Here is a 16,734-nt window from a genome sequence, read left to right on the forward strand (position 1 = left end):
AATAATTCATGCCTGATATTATAGCCTTACAACAAAGCATCAAACGTAGAAACCGCTTAGCAATATCATTAATTGCTATATTAGTGAGTCTATCTTTTTTAAGTTTGTTAATGATATTTGAGCACCTTGAACAAGATGCTGAATTAATTAATCTCGCTGGTAGCCAGCGAATGTTATCCCAAAAAATTGCCTTAATAGCGAATCAGCATTATCACAATGTTGTTGAAAATAAGCATGATGAAACAACAATTGAGCGCTTAAAAGAAGCAACAGCTTTGTTTTTAGCGAATCATCAATTTCTTGCTGGTTTAGCTGCGGGTGATTCAGACACTTTACCAAAAGAAGTCCACGCTATATATCGTGATGCTCCCATTAATCTAAACGAAAAAGTAAAATATTATTCCCAAGGCGCAATTGCTCTGAGTGAGACCCAAGATGAAGTTATTGCAGGTGAATTAATCAATGGGCAATTTCATCATGATAAAGTAGAAACATTACTCAATTCGTTAGATATGGCGGTTAGCCAAATTGAAAATCATATCAATGAGCGTATTACTTATATCCAAGTTATTAAAGCGTCACTTTGGCTCGCAATTATGGCGTTGCTATTTGCTATTAGCTTTTTTATCTTCCGCCCATTACAGAGGCTGATTAATCAATATTATTCTGATATTTCACTCGCCAAACAACAAAGTTCTGAATTAAATTTGGCGGTAAATAAGCATGCTATTGTTTATCGAATTAACATGGACAAACAAGGCACTATCACAGAAGTGAATCAACGTTTTCTGGATTTTTATCGTTATGATGAAGATGAGATTTTGGGGAAAAGTGTTTTTAATATATGCGGTCCTAACTACACTCGAGAGTATTATGAAGGTGTATTTAAGCAATGCCTCTTAAATGAGTATTGGCACGGGGAGTCAATTAATAAAATTAAAGGCGGGCGCGAGTTATGGTTAACAACGACCATCGTACCGCTTATGAATGATGAAGATAGGATAGAATCTTTCATTGTTATACAAAATGATATTAGCGGCATTAAACAAACAGAGTTTGCGCTGAATCAGTTGCATCAAATTACCTCAGACGTGGACAAAATCTTAGAAGATAAAATTCAAGATATTTTGTTACTTGGTAAGCAAATTTTCAGCTTACCTTTAGCACTTGTAAGTGAGATAAAAGAGCAAGAATACAAAGTGCTTTATTGTCATACACCTAATGAAGAAATAAATGCAGGTGCGACGTTTGAACTTGGCAATACGTATTGTACCCATACACTCAACGCAAATAAGCCGATTGCATTTCATCAAGCAGGGCATAGTGATATTAAAGATCACCCGTGCTATAAAAACTTTGCCTTAGAGAGCTATATCGGTGTTCCTCTTATAGTTGAAGGTAAACGTTTTGGTACATTAAACTTTTCAGGCCCTGAACCATCGACTAAACCTTTTACAGATCGTGAACTCGATTTAATGCAATTATTTGCCCATTGGATAAGTTCTGAAATTACCCGTGATAAGCACCAGAATAAATTTATGGCACAGCAGTCTCTTTTGGAGCAAATGAGTCAGCAGGCGAGAATTGGTGCGTGGGAAGTTGATTTACTAAACAATAATATTTACTGGTCGAGTATGACCAAAGAAATTCACGAAGTTGCCAGTGATTACCAACCTGATTTATCGACAGCCATTAATTTTTATAAAGAAGGTGAAAGTCGAGATACGATTCAACAACTGGTTAACGAGAGTATCGAAAACGGCACGCCTTACGAACGAGAGTTGCAGCTAGTCACAGCTAAAGGTAATGAAATATGGGTGTCAGCTCGAGGCCGCTCTGAGTTTGTCAATGGTCAGTGCATTCGCCTTTTTGGTTCATTTCAAGATATAACTGATAAAGTTAATGCACAATATAAAATATCTCAACATAGCCAACGTATGGCTTTAGCTGCAGATTCTGCAGGTATAGGGATTTGGGAACTTAACTTAAAAACCAACAGCTTGAAATGGGATGATTGGATGTTCAAGTTGTATGGTATAGAGTCTGATGATTTTTCTGGCGCTTATGAAGCTTGGGAAAATGGTTTGCACCCTGAAGACAAAGAACGGGCTGCTCAGGAGTTACATTATGCTGTTGAACACAATGGCCACTTTAATACAAAATTTAGGATTATCTGGCCAAATGGAGAAATCAGACACATAAAGGCCTCTGCGATTGTAAGCTATGATGGTGACGGTAAGCCGCTCTCTATGGTCGGAGTTAATTATGATGTAACAGTGCCTGTAGAAAATGAAATGGCTTTAACAAAGGCAAAAGAGCAGGCAGAAATAGCTGTTACTGCTAAGAATGAGTTCTTTGCGAGTATGAGTCATGAAATTAGAACGCCAATGAATGGTGTTATTGGTATGCTTGATTTAGTGAAAGAATCAACTTTAAACCAAGAGCAAGCACACCGTATTGGGATAGCACAACAAAGTGCTAAATCGTTGCTAACACTGATCAACGATATTTTGGATTTTTCTAAAATTGATGCCAATAAGCTTGAGTTAGAAAATGTGAGTTTTAATTTACGCTCTATGGTTGGGGCATTAGCTGAATCATTCGCACAGCAAGCCCAGCAAAAAAATGTTGAGCTGGTTATTGATTTAGTCGATGTAGAAGAATCTCTTGTCAAAGGTGACTCTAACCGAATTAGGCAAATTCTCACTAATTTAGTTGCTAATGCCATTAAGTTCACTAAACAAGGTGAAGTAATCATTCGAATAAGTCAGCAGTCTTGTGCGACGAGTCAATGGCGTTTGATTATTGAGGTAAGTGATACCGGCATAGGGATATCTCAAGCCAAGCAATCGAGTTTATTTGAAGCTTTCAGTCAGGTTGATGCTTCAACCACCAGAGAATATGGTGGTACAGGATTAGGGCTCGCTATTGTTAAAAAGCTATGCTTATGCATGCAGGGTAATGTTAGTCTAGAAAGTGCTGAGGGGCAGGGCAGTATTTTCACTTGTGATATTATTGTGGATAAAGCGCCTGACTCTTTAACTTCAATTCCTGATGAAGCTCTTCGAGGTAAACGAGTACTTATTGTTGAAAGTAATAATTCATGTGGTGAAGTTATCAATCGACAATTAAATCACTGGCAATTAGATAGCCAACTAGTTAATTCAGGTGAAGCCGCCTTAGTATCCCTGAATGAGCAAGATAGTGGAGATATCTTTGACTTAGTGCTTATTGATCAGCAGCTTAAGGACATTGATTACACCAAACTAATTGGAAAAATCAGGGCAAACCCGAGTTCTGCTCATGTAAAAATTATTTTGATGACCTTAATGGCAAGTCAAAATGAGTTGGGTAATAGCAATAAAGTAGGTTTTGATAATTGTTTCCCTAAACCTGTGACTACACTCGATTTACACCGTGCTTTAAACACGGTATTAGATGATCATCAAGCACAAAAGAAAAACGAAGAGCTCTCAAGTACAGTAGAAAAACCTAAGGCATTGAATCAAAGTTGGGATCAAACGGTTAAGCTATTGTTGGTGGAAGATAATCGTGTAAATCAAATGGTTGCTATGGGGGTTTTAAAGAAAATTGGCATTACCCATTGTGATATTGCTGTAAATGGTAAAGATGCCTTAGAAATACTAAAAGCCAGCGACGAAAGCCAGCCCTATACTTTTATCTTTATGGATTGCCAAATGCCTGAAATGGACGGCTATCAGGCGACAAAATTAATTCGAGAAGGGGTTGCTGGCGCTCGCTATATGGACATTCCAATTGTCGCTATGACAGCGAATGCTATGTTAGGTGATGAACAGAAGTGTTTAGATGTAGGGATGAATGATTATTTGGTTAAGCCTATTAACAAGGCGCAAATTTTAGAGACATTACACATTTTTTTAAATAAAACATAAACACCACGTTGCAAGATAAGGTGAAAGTTATTTTGCAACGTGGCTAGAAAGTGCAAGCTTTACCTGTTGTTTGTTTAGAAAATGGCACTATATAAAAAGCCCGCTCCTACTGCCATAGATAAAATTACGATTAAAAATGCGATGATCATCGGGTTTTTAAACAGTGACTTTAACAGTACAACCTCAGTGATACTTGCTCCTGCACTACCGATAATTAAAGCCATTACAGCTCCAAGTCCCATACCTTTTGCAGCCAGCGCCGCACTTAAAGGAATAACGGCTTCAGCACGAATATAAAGTGGTATGCCAATAACGGCAGCGATTGGTATAGCTAAAGGATTATCTTCACTGGCAACATTGGCAACAAATTCAGTAGGCATAAAACCATAAATAATCGAGCCAATTGCGATCCCTCCCATTAAGTAAGGCAGTACTTTTTTAAAGTCAATCCACGTTGTATGCCAAATTTTTAACCACTTGCTTTCTTCCATGGTGCTTTTAGCACAACTGGAACGACAACCTCGAGGTTCTGGTTCTATATAAGCCTCAGGCTTAATGTATTGCTCGAAACCTAAACGCTCTAATGTATAGCCGGCAATTATTGATACTCCCATAGCAATTGAAAAGTAGAAGAGTGTTACTTGAATGCCAAATGTAACTGCGAATAACCCAATGATAATTGGATTAAGTAGTGGACTTGCAAATAGAAAGACCATCATAGTGCCAAATCCAGCTTTGGCCCTCAATAGGCCTTTTAGAAATGGAATAGTAGAGCATGAACAAAATGGCGTGATCGCGCCCAAAAGTGCCGCGATAAAATAGCCTTTACCATGCTTGCTACTTAATATGCTTTGGATTTTACTTGGCGGAATGTAATGTTGTAGAACACCCACGATATAACTAATCAGTAAAAACAACGCAGTTAATTCTACAGCTAAGAAAACAAACATCGACATTGTTTCATTCAGCATTTGTTGGTTAATTGACATAAAAATCACCTTGACTATATTTCTAGAATTATCGAATTGTAAAGTGTGCTCTTTCTTTGTCAATATATTTCTAGTAATATCGAATTATTGATTCGAAATGTGGGAATATTATGGATATAGATATAATTGCCAAAGCATTAAAAGAACTTGGTCATCCAACACGGTTGGCTGTCTTTAAACGTTTAGTTAAAGCAGGTGAGCAAGGCATTTCTGTTGGTACTGTTCAAGAAGAGTTGGCTATTCCTGGTTCAACGTTATCTCATCATATTTCAGGACTAGTGTCTGCGGGGTTCATCACACAACGCCGTGAGGGTAGAACACTGTTTTGTGTCGTTGAGTATAAAAAGCTAGAATCAGTGCTCGCTTTTTTTCAAGATGAGTGTTGTATTGACGAACAGAATCTATAGCTATTTTAGTTTATGATGATTAAGGGAGCTTATGCTCCCTTAATCAATTTGATGTTGTAAATACCTTATATTAGCCGCAACATGATAAGCTGGTTGCTCGAGTATCACATTGGCTTTTTGGCATACAACCTTGCTGGTTATTATTTTTAAGACTAGCTAAATAATTGTTTGTCAGGTAAAAGTGACTAAATACCTCGATAAAATCATCTGGAACTGCTTTATTCATTAAGCCTGAATTGTATAGTTCACTTTGCCATTGTTGTACTTTTGGATATTCAGCCAGCATATCAAAACCTGAGCCTTGCTTAATAATTAAAGCACGATGCAATAATGGCAACCAAGCAATATCAACATTAGAGATACTTTCTCCTTTAAAAAAACGCTTGCCTGTTAATTTTTTCTCAGCTTTAGCAAAGGCTTTTGCCAAACTTTCAAAGCGTGACTCGAAGGTTTCTTTATCTTTACTACTCATAGTGCCGCACTGAACCATATAATGCTTACTTGCTTGATAGGACCATGCACGATCTAATGCCTTTTGCTCGGGTGACAATGATTCTATCGGTGCATATTTATCATCTAAGTATTCAACAATGGCATCAGATTCAAATAATATCGTATCATTTTCTGTTATAAGTACAGGCACTTGACCGTTTGGTGATATGTCGAAGAACCATTGTGGTTTATTGCTTAACTCAATGTATTCTATTTCAAATGGAATATCTTTAACCGCAAGAGCAGCCATTACACGTTGTACAAATGGGCAGTTTTTAAAGCTGATTAATTTGATCATTTTATTCTCCAGTAAATCTTAAATAAGTTGTTTATACCTATAAGACGTAGCTCAAATGAAAAAGACGAAATAAAAGACAAAGAATTAAATTTTTTTTGGGCTCTGTTGGTTTTTGAATCTGTTGAACTTGACGTAAAAAATCTGCTTATTACTTACCCAATGTTTACTGAGTTAATAAATAAGCAGATTTTGTTATTCAACAATACTTTTAGAGGTTAAATAGCATTGATTTTAATGAATATAAGTCGACTAAGCTTGTGCAAGCGCTTGCTCTATATCTGCGATAATATCATCGATGTGTTCAATTCCTACGGATATTCTGACAAGATCCTCTGATACTCCGGCAGATTTCAACTCTTTAGCATTAAGTTGTCTGTGTGTTGTTGATGCTGGATGACAGGCAAGAGATTTGGCATCACCAATGTTTACCAATCTTAAAATCATGTTTAAACCGTCAATGAATTTTCCACCGGCTTCACTACCTCCTTTAATACCAAAACTTAAAATGCCTGATGATTTACCCTGTGTTATTTTCTGACAAACGGCGTTATAAGGGCTATCTTCTAGCGCTGCGTAGTTAACCCAGCTGACTTTGGCGTGATTTTGAAGGTATTGAGCGACTTTCAGGGCATTTTCACAATGCCTTTCCATGCGAAGGCATAGGGTTTCTAAACCTTGCATGATTAAAAAAGCATTATGAGGAGAAATAGCTGCACCTGTATTTCTAAGCGGAACGACACGGCATCGGCCAATATAGGCGGCTGCACCTAATGCTTCTGTGTAGATAACATCATGATAGGATGGATCAGGTTCGTTAAGCATAGGGAAGCGCGTTTTATTTGCTACCCAATCAAACTTACCGGAATCAATAATAATACCGCCGATACTAGTACCATGACCACCTATGTATTTAGTTAGCGAATGAATGACAATGTCGGCGCCGTGCTCAATTGGACGACATAAAACTGGGCTTGCTACAGTATTATCAACAATTAAAGGTACGCCATGTTTATGAGCTATCTTTGCAAGTTTAACTAAATCAATTACATTCCCTGCAGGGTTACCGATAGATTCACAAAATACGGCTTTAGTGTTTTCATCAATAAGCGCATCAAAGGTTGTTAAATCATCACCTGAGGCAAACTTCACCTCAACGCCTTGCTTAGGCAGAGTATGAGCAAATAAATTATAAGTTCCACCATAAAGTTGGCTGGTGCTGACAATATTATCACCTACAGATGTAATGGCTTGTATTGCATAAGTTATAGCTGCCATACCTGATGCAACGGCTAAACCTGCGATACCACCCTCCATTTGTGCAACTCTTTGCTCTAATACGTCGGTAGTTGGGTTCATTATTCTAGTGTAAATATTGCCCGGTACCTTCAAATCAAATAAATCAGCACCGTGTTGGGTGCTATCAAACGTATAAGAAGTAGTTTGGTAAATGGGCGTGGTGGCAGCTTTAGTTGTAGCTTCTGATTCATATCCGTGGTGCAGTGCGAGCGAGGCGAGTTTCATAAAATATCCTATTTTGGTTAAAGGTAGCTGTATTTACATTATCTTAATTTAAAAAAATGTGAAGCGGCTTGACCTAAATATCTGCTGAAAGTTTGTCCGATATCAGTATTAATTAGATCCTGTATAAATAATAATGCAAATAATAACTATTATCGTTTGTGTTTGGTTTTTATTAATGTAAAATCTCGCTCGATTACTAATTCGCTTGTTTAATACTTTAGGAAAAAACATGAAATTAACTCCTCTTTCCCTTTCAATTGCATTAGCAATAAGCTCATTTTCTTCAAATGTACTCGCCAACGCTTCTGATATTGAAGTTATAGAAGTACAGGGCACTTATTTTAACGACTATAAGGTTGATAATGCTTCTGGTGCGACGAGAACGAACACATCATTACTTGAAACTGCACAGTCTGTCACCGTTATTCCAGAAACCATCATTGATGAACAGTTAGCAACAACATTAGGCGAAGTTTTACTTAATGACGCCAGTCTATCGCCGGGCTCTAGGCAACGTAATAGAGAAGTATTTAGCTCAAGAGGCTTTTCACTTAGCTCATCAAATGGCTATTTAAGAGATGGTCATCAACATTGGTCACACTACCAACAACCTATTGAAACATTATCTCGAGTAGAAGTAATCAAAGGGCCTTCTAGTCTTTTGTATGGTCAATCTGCTCCTGGAGGTTTGATAAATATGGTAACCAAACAGCCAACAAGTTCACCATTACTTGATTTGAGCGCAGATACAGATCAAAACGGATCTACGCGTTTTATGCTTGATGCTGGCGGCGAAATTATTGACGATTTATCTTTTCGTAGTGTTCTTGTAAAGCAAGATGTTAATTTTGAGAGAGAATATCAAAATGACGAACAACGAGAGCGAGATCGTTTTCTTGGTTCTTTAGTGCTTGATTATCAGTTATCAGAAAGTTTATCTGTGAATGTCTATTACGATCAAACTAATGATAAGGCTGGTTTAGACACAGGTGCATGGTTAGATGATAGCGGTGAAGTGATTGGTAGCAATAAAACCATTTATGACTTTTCTTGGGCATTCACAGATATTACTGTCAATAATATAGGCGGAAAGGTAACTTATTACCTTAACCCACAGTGGACAGTTAAGCTTGGTTATAATGAACAAACCTTTGAGCGACAACGCTTTGAATCAGCTCCGAAAAAGCCTGCTGATTATCAGTTAGGTGACAGTTATACCTCTAAACCGTATGACCGTTTTGATGATTGGCAGTTCAAAACCGCTTACATAGATTTAACCGGTGAATTTACCCTTGCATCAACTGAACATCAAGTGCTGTTCGGTATGAACAGCCTTGACTATTACTATGGGCAGTTAAGAACTAAAGCCGATCCTATTGAATATACTCCAGGGCAACCAGAACCAACTAAACCTGATATTAGCTATAAAACCGATGATAGCTTATACACCAGTTCATACGATTATTACGGTTTCTACTTTCAAGATTTAGTCACTTTTAATGAATACTGGCAAGTGGCTTTTGGTGGTCGTTTTGATAAGCAAAATAAAGAAAATGCTGACAGTGAATCTTTTGTGCCTAAATTTGGTGTGCTTTATCACCCTAATGAAAATGCGACTGTTTATATTAACTATTCAGAAAGTTTTGAACCGGCATCAAGTGAAACTCTTAACGAAGAGACAGATAAAAATCATGGAATGGATTTAGATGCCGTGACTTCAGAGCAAATTGAAATTGGCGCTAAATGGCAAGTTTCAGATCGTTTATTATTGGAAACGGCTTTATTCGATATTGAAAAAAGTGGCACATTAATCACTGAAACCTTGGATTCAGATCCTGATTACGAAACAATAACCACTCAGGCAGGAGTTCAACGTCACAAAGGCTTTGAGTTATCTGCTCAAGGTGCTGTTACGGATCGGTTATTCGTGATGGCTTCAGCGATGTATCTTGATGCTGAATATGAGAAAGATGAAAACTATCAAGGTAAAGCCCCTATTGACGCACCAGAATGGTCTGCTTCAGTGTGGTCTCGTTATGAGCTCACCGAAAAGCTGGCAATTAATGCGGGTATTTTTTATCAAGGCGATCGCTTTGCTGACAGTGATAATACAATTGTAAAGGACGCTTATGCCAGAGTTGATCTTGGTGCAACTTACCAAGTAGATATTGCAGGTGCTGATGTTGATTTTCGCATTAATATTGAAAATGCCTTTGATAATGACTACTTAGCAGGCGGTGGTGTGAATAATGTTGCAGTAGGTGAAGAGCGCACTGCACGTTTTGAAATAAAAACTTCTTTCTAGAAGAGTGGGTAAGTTCGCCCAGCATTTGCTGGGCGTGAGAGCAAGCATGGATGCTCAATTTAAAAATACCGAATGGTATTAAGCAGTATGAATATGAATATAAGAAAAATATTTTTTTGGTTTCACCTTATTTTAGGTTGCAGCGCAGCGTTATTTATTTTCTTAATGTCTGTCACGGGTGTTGCATTGACCTACGAAAGACAAATGATACAAATTGCTGAGCAAAGTGATTATGTAACACCATTAACTGAGCAACAATTATCGTTACCGTTAGCTGAAATTGTAAAAAAAGTTGATTTATTACCCGTTAAGAAAGTAGCTAGCATTCAATTAAAAAACAATCCTAATGCACCTATTGTGATAAGAGAAGGAAGGAAAACCTTAGCTTATTTAGACCCTTATACAGGAGAGTCGCTAAGTTCTCCGGGTGAAGGCACTAAACTTTTTTTAAAAAAGCTTAGAGCTTTTCATCGTTGGTTGACCTTTGACGGAAGTTTTAGTGAAACAGGCCGTTGGGTTAATGGCATTGCAAATGTTATTTTCATTGTTTTAGTGCTCAGTGGCATTTATTTATGGCTTCCTAAACGTTTCAAAATACGTTCATTTAAGCAGAAATTGACATTAACAGGCAATTATCCAAGCAAACAAGCCAGAAATTATCAGTGGCATAATGTTTTTGGAATATATGTTGTGCCAGTGCTGCTTGTTGTTGTAATTACCGCTATCTTTTTCTCCTTTGATTGGCCTGGTAAGGTATTGAAAGATAATGTATCAACTGAGATGGTTAAACTGTCGGTGCCAAGTAATAGCACGCTGAGTGATGACCAGTATATACTCTCTATTGATGAACAACTTGCCGTTATTAAAGCCGCATATCCTTTATGGCAATCGATGCGGTTTAACTTAAGCAATACGAAAACTGAGATGAATATTTTTCATCTTGATGAAGGGAATGGTGGTGAGCCTCAAAAAAGGCGCTCTATCATGTTAAATGCAGTGACGGGTAAAGTAGAAAAAGAGCAAAAATTTTCTGATATGTCTACTTATCGTAAAGCTCGCAGCTATATTCGCTTTTTACACACAGGAGAAGCATTTGGCCTTATTGGACAAACCTTAGCGGGATTAGCTTCTTTGCTCGCCTGTTTCTTAGTTTATACCGGGGTTATGCTTTCGTGGGTTAGGTGGCAAAATAGCCGAGGTAGAAAAGCTCAACAATAAAGTATTTATGCACTTCGGTTAACAAAGATTGCTCGAAGTGCTTTTCTAATTCTAGGTGAAGTTTGTTTGCTATTTAGTTTAGTTACTTGTGACGAGGTCAGACCACTGGTAAGGTGTAAATTATAACTTCATGACTAGCACTCTAAAATGCACGAAATTAACATACTATGTGAAGATAATTACACCTTAGCAGCGACAGTATTTACGCCAACAGAAACTGTTAAAGGGGCTGTTTTACTCGGTCCAGCAACAGGAATTAAAAGGCAGTTTTATCAGCATTTTGCCCAATTTTTGGCTGAACATGGTTATGGTGTAATTACCTTTGACAATAGAGGTATAGGCCAATCATTAAGCGGTGAAATTAAATATTGTGATGTCACTTTGCAATGCTGGGGTGAAAAAGACATGCCAGCGGTTTTAGAACAGCTAAAGTTGATTTTTCCTGATGTGAATTACCATTTGATTGGCCATAGCGCAGGTGGGCAATTAATAGGTTTAATGAGTAATGCCCTAGATTTTACTTCAATGTTCAATGTTGCTTGTTCTTCTGGGCAACTTCGCAATATGCGTTTAGCGCATCAAGTTAAAGCCCACTTTTTTATGAATTTTTATATTCCGTTGAGTAACCAATTGTTTGGGCATACTAAATCCCAGTGGGTTGGAATGGGAGAGCCTTTACCAAAACAAGTTGCGAAACAATGGCAACAGTGGTGTAACGGAGCAGGGTACGTTAAAACAGCATTTGGTAAAACGATTCATCAGCATCACTATGATGATTTGACGCTACCTTCAATGTGGATTAACGCCATAGATGATGACATCGCTAATAGCTTAAATGTTGAAGATATGATTTCAGTATTTCCTAAGTTATCTTATGAAGTGCTTACGTTAAACCCAGCAGATTATGGATTAAACGAAATAGGTCATATGAAGTTTTTTAGTCGTACAAGTAAAAGCTTATGGTCATTAGCGACTAAATGGTTAAATACTCAGTCAAAAGGATGAAATTATTTTCAGCTTTATTAACAGAGGTCTATACTTAATGCATTGTTTATAGACTGAGCAAGCAATGTTGCGAATTCTTTTTTGTATTTTTATTAGCTTAATCCCAATAAAGCTTTATGCATTTGAAGAAGATACTATTGTGTTGCCTTTAAATGATTGGGGGAGCCAACGGATCCTCACTAAACTGGTTGGCAATAAAATTAAACAATTAGGCTACCAAGTGGAATACTTGCCGATTACTTCAACATTACAACTTGGTGCTTTAAGGAAAGGGGTTGTACATCTTCAAATTGAACTATGGCAAAGCCATGATGACGGGGATCATTATCAAGCCTTCGCTAAAGGGTATATTGATGATTTGGGTACTCATCAAGCATTTGGCAGAGAAGACTGGTGGTATCCAACGTATGTTGAACAATATTGTCCTGGCCTACCTAACTGGCAAGCGTTAAAGGACTGTTCAGCCATTTTTGCAAGTGAAACAAGTCAACATAAAGGGGTTTTTTATACGGGGCCATGGAATTACCGTGATGCTGACTTGATTCGAGCTCTGGAGTTAAACTTTGCTATTGAGCGACTTGAGAATGCCGAACAAATTTGGCGAAAATTACAGCTAGCTTATGAAAAAAAACAGCCTATTATTATCTTGAACTGGACTCCCAATTGGCTTGATGTAAGGGTTGAGGGCAGGTTCATTGAGTTTCCCGCCTATGAAGAGAATTGCGAGAAAGATCCTGCATGGGGAGTTAATAAAAACATGCTTTATGATTGTGGAAACCCCAAAGTCACTTTGATCAAAAAAGCCGCTTGGCCAGGTTTAAAAGATCGTTGGCCATGTGTTTATCAATTAGTTAAAAAAATTAATTTTACATCAGAGATGATTGCACAGGCCTCAAGTTTGTCTGGGCCTGAATATCAATTTCAACAAGTTGCTATGGATGAATGGTTAGATAAATTTAAAGAAGAAAATCAACCATGGCTCGACCACCAATGTACAAGCCAATAAGCTGCCCTTCTTACTATTTACTACAGAATGAGTTTATAAAGAACTCAATTGTTACGGCAACAATTGCTTCTTGATCAATATTTTTCACATCAACAAAGCCGTAAAGCACAGGATAAAAGCTTTGCCCTTTTAAAATAGAGTGAAATTGGTTTGCTATCAGTTCACTTTCTAAAGAAGAGGTGATTTGATTATCTTTTTTTGCTGCATCTATCCAGTCTATAAATATCGCTTCAGAGCTATATAACCGCTCTAGTTGTAGTGGGGTTAATTGCTTCTTTTTTAATATTTCACCTAACGCGATTCTTGAGATGTTTAAAAATGAATCTGAAAAATACAAAGTAAGTTTTTGCTGCAAAATTTCTCTTAATTGCTCTGTAATGGTTTTCTCAGGTGAATACACTAGATTTAGTTCGAGCACTCTATTTAACAGTTCATCAATTAGTGCGTTATAAAGTAACTCTTTCGTTGAGTAATATTTATATAAAGTGCGTTTAGATACGTCAGCTTGAACGGCAATATTATGCATAGAAGAAGCATCGAGTCCTTTTGAAAGAAATTCTTGAATAGCAGCTTCGATAATTTGTGCTGTCTTTTTTTCTTTTTGCGCCACATTTTACCTTTATTCATAACAAGAGAATGATAAAAGTATACATGATTGTTTACTTTTGTGTTGATTTTTTCGTTGGAATGCCTCAAAGTACACACGTGTGTTTACTTTTCTTGTGTGCTTAAGAAGAGTTTTATATTTAGGTGGATTAAATGAAGAAGACATTACTGTTAGTCATCATTACAGCAATAGGAGTTTCTATGTTTTTTAATTGGCAAGAGTTGGGACAGTCACCAAGTGGCAATGATCTAACAAAAATACAAAGTTCAAAGAACTATGATCTTACTCAGGGAAGGTTTATAAATCAGGAAGAGAGTAATACACCTCGAAAAGGCAGTGGCCTTAGTTATAAATTGATAAAAGAATGGTTAACAAAAGGAACAGAGCGCACACCGAAAAAGAGCTTACCGCAAGTAACTCCGCAAATTGAGTTATTTTTAGCACAAAACGAGGAGTTAAATGTTATTTGGTTTGGTCATTCTTCATTTCTTATAAATATGGATGGTAATATTATTTTAGTTGATCCCGTTTTCTCAGAAGCGGCATCACCGATTAAATCGATGATAAAGCGTTTTCAACCGCCCGCTTTATCTTTAGAGGAATTGCCTAAAGTGGATTATATCCTGATCTCTCATGATCATTATGATCATTTAGACATGGAATCTATTAAGTTCTTTGCTAACAAACCTGTTACTTTTGTTACGCCTTTGGGCGTTGGAAGCCATCTAAAGAAGTGGGGAGTAAATGAAAATAACATTGTTGAAAGAGATTGGTGGCAAGACTTTACCATTGGAGATTTTAGTTTTACTGCCACCCCTGCTCATCACTTTTCGGGGAGGAAAGGTATAGATGCAAATAAAACGTTATGGGCATCTTGGGTGTTAAAATCAGCGCATCATAGTGTATATTTTAGCGGTGACTCAGGGTATGGCTCTCACTTCAAAGAAATTGGTCAGCGCTTGGGGCCATTTGATGTTGCGTTTATAGAGTCTGGCCAATATAACGAAAATTGGCAAGATGTACATATGCTCCCTCAAGAAAGTGTCAAAGCTTTTAAAGATTTGAAAGCAGAGAAGTATTTCCCTATTCATTGGGGGATGTTTGAATTGGCATTACATACTTGGTATGAACCTATTGAACAGCTGTATCATTATTCACAGCAAGAAAATTTTGAATTAATAGCACCAAAATTAGGGGAAATTATCAATACATCTAAGCCGACAGATCACGCTCTATGGTGGCATGATGTTATTCATCAAAAGTCATTTTTAGCTGAAGAGACAGTTAAACCGCTAGCAGAAAAAGCTGAGACAATAAAAGTCATAGCCGAATATTAATTTAAATGACTATGATAATTACCGTTAAGGTGAAAATGTAATTACATTGCTTAAATTAACAAGTCACCTTAAACCTTTTATTAGTGTTAGGGTGATACACTATATTGGAAAAAGAATAACAACAGAGGAAATATTGATGAAAGTAATGTTCGTAAAAAGTTTGTTTTTGAGTCTTTTCTTATTGAGTAGCGTTGTAAATGCGACGGAATTGAAAGTTGGCGACATGGCTCCAAACTTTAAGCTGCAAGCCACAACGGGAGATTATTACCAGTTGAGCGATTACCGAGGGAAACAAGCGGTTGTATTAGCTTGGTACCCAATGGCAAATACTCGTGGCTGTACAATTGAGTGTAAGTCTCTGGTTGAAAAAGGGCATTTAATACGAGCCTTTAATGTGAGTTATTTTATGGCTAGTGTTGATCCACTTGATGACAATCGAGATTTTGCCAAAAAGACAAATGCTGACTTTCCTATGCTAAGCGACCCTAGTAAAGCCACAGCAAAAGCTTACGATGTGTTAAATTTATTTCGCGTTGCAAGTCGTGTCACTTTTTATATTGATAAAGAAGGCAAAATAATAAAGATAGATGAAGATATTACTCCTGCAACGGCTGCTGAAGATATCGCTAAGAACTTAGCAGCATTAAGTATTGATGACTAATTTTATACGTATGACGACTTTATTTTATATTTATGATCCTATGTGTAGCTGGTGCTGGGGCTATCGACCTGTATGGGATGAAATACAGCAACAGTTATCGTCACATGTTAACGTAGAATATGTTGCTGGCGGATTAGCAGCAGATTCATCAGAGCCTATGCCTGCGAGTCAGCAACGTATGATCCAACAACATTGGCATACTATTGAGCACAAGTTAGGCACAAAATTTAACCATGACTTTTGGCGCGACAATATACCGCGTCGTTCCACTTATAACGCCTGTCGTGCAGTTATTGCGGCTAAAATCCAAGGGTTACATATTAAAATGATTGATGCCATTCAGCGTGGTTATTATTTAAAGGCGATGAACCCTTCAGATAGCGATATTTTGCTAAAGCTTGCAGAAGAAATCGCAGAAGATAGAGAAGTAGGGTTGAACATTGAAAAATTTAAAGAAGACTTTATTTCTGATGAGCTGGAGCTGAAGTTAACAAAAGAAATTTCATTAGCGAGGCAATTATCTTCACAAGGTTTTCCATCTTTGGTTCTTAGCCATCAAGGACAACTAAAACAACTCCTGATTGATTATCAAAATGCGCAGGCTACGGTTAGTTTGATTGAAGCGTTACTAGATTAGTTACGCCATATCTACAACGGGAATCCTCAAAGTCTCGCGCTTTAATAAGTGTTCAGCTACTTTTGGGGAAACTTCATAAAATTCATTAACGTATTTTTTATTGCTTAAGTATTCTTTGATACGAAAAGCTACATTGCTTGCTTGTTTGCACTTTAATGAGAATACAACAGAATAGTTACCTGGTGTTGATTGAGACAGCGTAAGCGCGTAATCAACGGGGTCATTATCAGTAAAACCAATTCTAATAACATCTGAAAAAAAAGAATGGGTCATGATACAAACATTTCCTTCTGAAATGTTTTGCTCGTTGTCTGATAAAAGTGAATCTGTAAACATA

General features: G+C 37.3%; 14 protein-coding genes. 9 read left to right on the plus strand and 5 right to left on the minus strand.

From position 1 onward, the window contains the following. Positions 1 to 8 precede the first annotated feature (8 nt). On the plus strand, positions 9 to 3,914 hold the full coding sequence (locus EPA86_RS03175) for a response regulator (protein ID WP_140601810.1): 3,906 nt from the start codon (positions 9 to 11) through the stop codon (positions 3,912 to 3,914). Positions 3,915 to 3,988: 74 nt separating this feature from the next. On the opposite strand, the gene EPA86_RS03180 is transcribed toward EPA86_RS03175, so the two are convergent. After that, positions 3,989 to 4,903: a permease gene (locus EPA86_RS03180; RefSeq protein ID WP_140601812.1), complete on the minus strand. Its 915-nt coding sequence runs from the start codon at positions 4,901 to 4,903 to the stop codon at positions 3,989 to 3,991. Positions 4,904 to 5,013: 110 nt separating this feature from the next. Here EPA86_RS03180 and EPA86_RS03185 point away from each other — a divergent pair, with 110 nt between their 5' ends. Further along, positions 5,014 to 5,310: an ArsR/SmtB family transcription factor gene (locus EPA86_RS03185; protein WP_140601814.1), complete on the plus strand. Its 297-nt coding sequence runs from the start codon at positions 5,014 to 5,016 to the stop codon at positions 5,308 to 5,310. A 70-nt stretch (positions 5,311 to 5,380) separates the two neighbouring features. On the opposite strand, the gene EPA86_RS03190 is transcribed toward EPA86_RS03185, so the two are convergent. Together EPA86_RS03190 and EPA86_RS03195 are read right to left on the minus strand one after the other, a co-directional pair. After that, positions 5,381 to 6,100, minus strand: coding sequence for a glutathione S-transferase family protein (locus tag EPA86_RS03190; protein WP_140601816.1), 720 nt, complete (start codon positions 6,098 to 6,100; stop codon positions 5,381 to 5,383). A gap of 249 nt (positions 6,101 to 6,349) precedes the next feature. Continuing rightward, positions 6,350 to 7,621: an O-acetylhomoserine aminocarboxypropyltransferase/cysteine synthase family protein gene (locus EPA86_RS03195; protein ID WP_140601818.1), complete on the minus strand. Its 1,272-nt coding sequence runs from the start codon at positions 7,619 to 7,621 to the stop codon at positions 6,350 to 6,352. Between the two features lie 229 nt (positions 7,622 to 7,850). Here EPA86_RS03195 and EPA86_RS03200 point away from each other — a divergent pair, with 229 nt between their 5' ends. The 4 genes from EPA86_RS03200 (at position 7,851) to EPA86_RS03215 (ending at position 13,155) form a co-directional block, all read left to right on the plus strand. Next, positions 7,851 to 9,926: a TonB-dependent receptor gene (locus EPA86_RS03200; protein ID WP_140601820.1), complete on the plus strand. Its 2,076-nt coding sequence runs from the start codon at positions 7,851 to 7,853 to the stop codon at positions 9,924 to 9,926. 93 nt (positions 9,927 to 10,019) lie between these two features. After that, positions 10,020 to 11,144: a PepSY-associated TM helix domain-containing protein gene (locus EPA86_RS03205; RefSeq protein ID WP_140601822.1), complete on the plus strand. Its 1,125-nt coding sequence runs from the start codon at positions 10,020 to 10,022 to the stop codon at positions 11,142 to 11,144. Between the two features lie 147 nt (positions 11,145 to 11,291). Beyond that, complete coding sequence (locus EPA86_RS03210) at positions 11,292 to 12,149, plus strand: alpha/beta hydrolase family protein (RefSeq protein ID WP_140601824.1); 858 nt, start codon at positions 11,292 to 11,294, stop codon at positions 12,147 to 12,149. 64 nt (positions 12,150 to 12,213) lie between these two features. Further along, positions 12,214 to 13,155, plus strand: a complete 942-nt coding sequence (locus tag EPA86_RS03215) for an ABC transporter substrate-binding protein (protein ID WP_140601826.1) — start codon at positions 12,214 to 12,216, stop codon at positions 13,153 to 13,155. A 13-nt stretch (positions 13,156 to 13,168) separates the two neighbouring features. Here the strand turns inward: EPA86_RS03215 and EPA86_RS03220 are convergent, their stop codons facing one another. Further along, positions 13,169 to 13,765 (minus strand): TetR/AcrR family transcriptional regulator, encoded by a 597-nt coding sequence (locus tag EPA86_RS03220; RefSeq protein ID WP_140601828.1) that lies wholly within the window; start codon positions 13,763 to 13,765, stop codon positions 13,169 to 13,171. Between the two features lie 149 nt (positions 13,766 to 13,914). On the opposite strand from EPA86_RS03220, the gene EPA86_RS03225 reads away from it, so the two are divergent. The 3 genes from EPA86_RS03225 to EPA86_RS03235 all read left to right on the plus strand — a co-directional run bounded on the left by EPA86_RS03225 (position 13,915) and on the right by EPA86_RS03235 (position 16,397). Continuing rightward, positions 13,915 to 15,099 (plus strand): MBL fold metallo-hydrolase, encoded by a 1,185-nt coding sequence (locus EPA86_RS03225; protein WP_140601830.1) that lies wholly within the window; start codon positions 13,915 to 13,917, stop codon positions 15,097 to 15,099. A 145-nt stretch (positions 15,100 to 15,244) separates the two neighbouring features. After that, positions 15,245 to 15,760, plus strand: coding sequence for a peroxiredoxin family protein (locus EPA86_RS03230; RefSeq protein ID WP_246058232.1), 516 nt, complete (start codon positions 15,245 to 15,247; stop codon positions 15,758 to 15,760). Further along, positions 15,753 to 16,397: a DsbA family protein gene (locus EPA86_RS03235; RefSeq protein WP_211664898.1), complete on the plus strand. Its 645-nt coding sequence runs from the start codon at positions 15,753 to 15,755 to the stop codon at positions 16,395 to 16,397. Before EPA86_RS03230 ends, EPA86_RS03235 begins: the two co-directional genes overlap by 8 nt. Here EPA86_RS03235 and EPA86_RS03240 read toward each other — a convergent pair whose 3' ends face one another. After that, entirely contained in the window at positions 16,398 to 16,733 is a 336-nt protein-coding gene (locus tag EPA86_RS03240) for a GIY-YIG nuclease family protein (protein ID WP_246058228.1), read from the minus strand. Position 16,734: the final 1 nt, after the last annotated feature.

This window comes from Litorilituus lipolyticus (assembly GCF_006439335.1).
GTDB classification, from domain to species: Bacteria; Pseudomonadota; Gammaproteobacteria; order Enterobacterales; family Alteromonadaceae; genus Colwellia; species Colwellia lipolytica.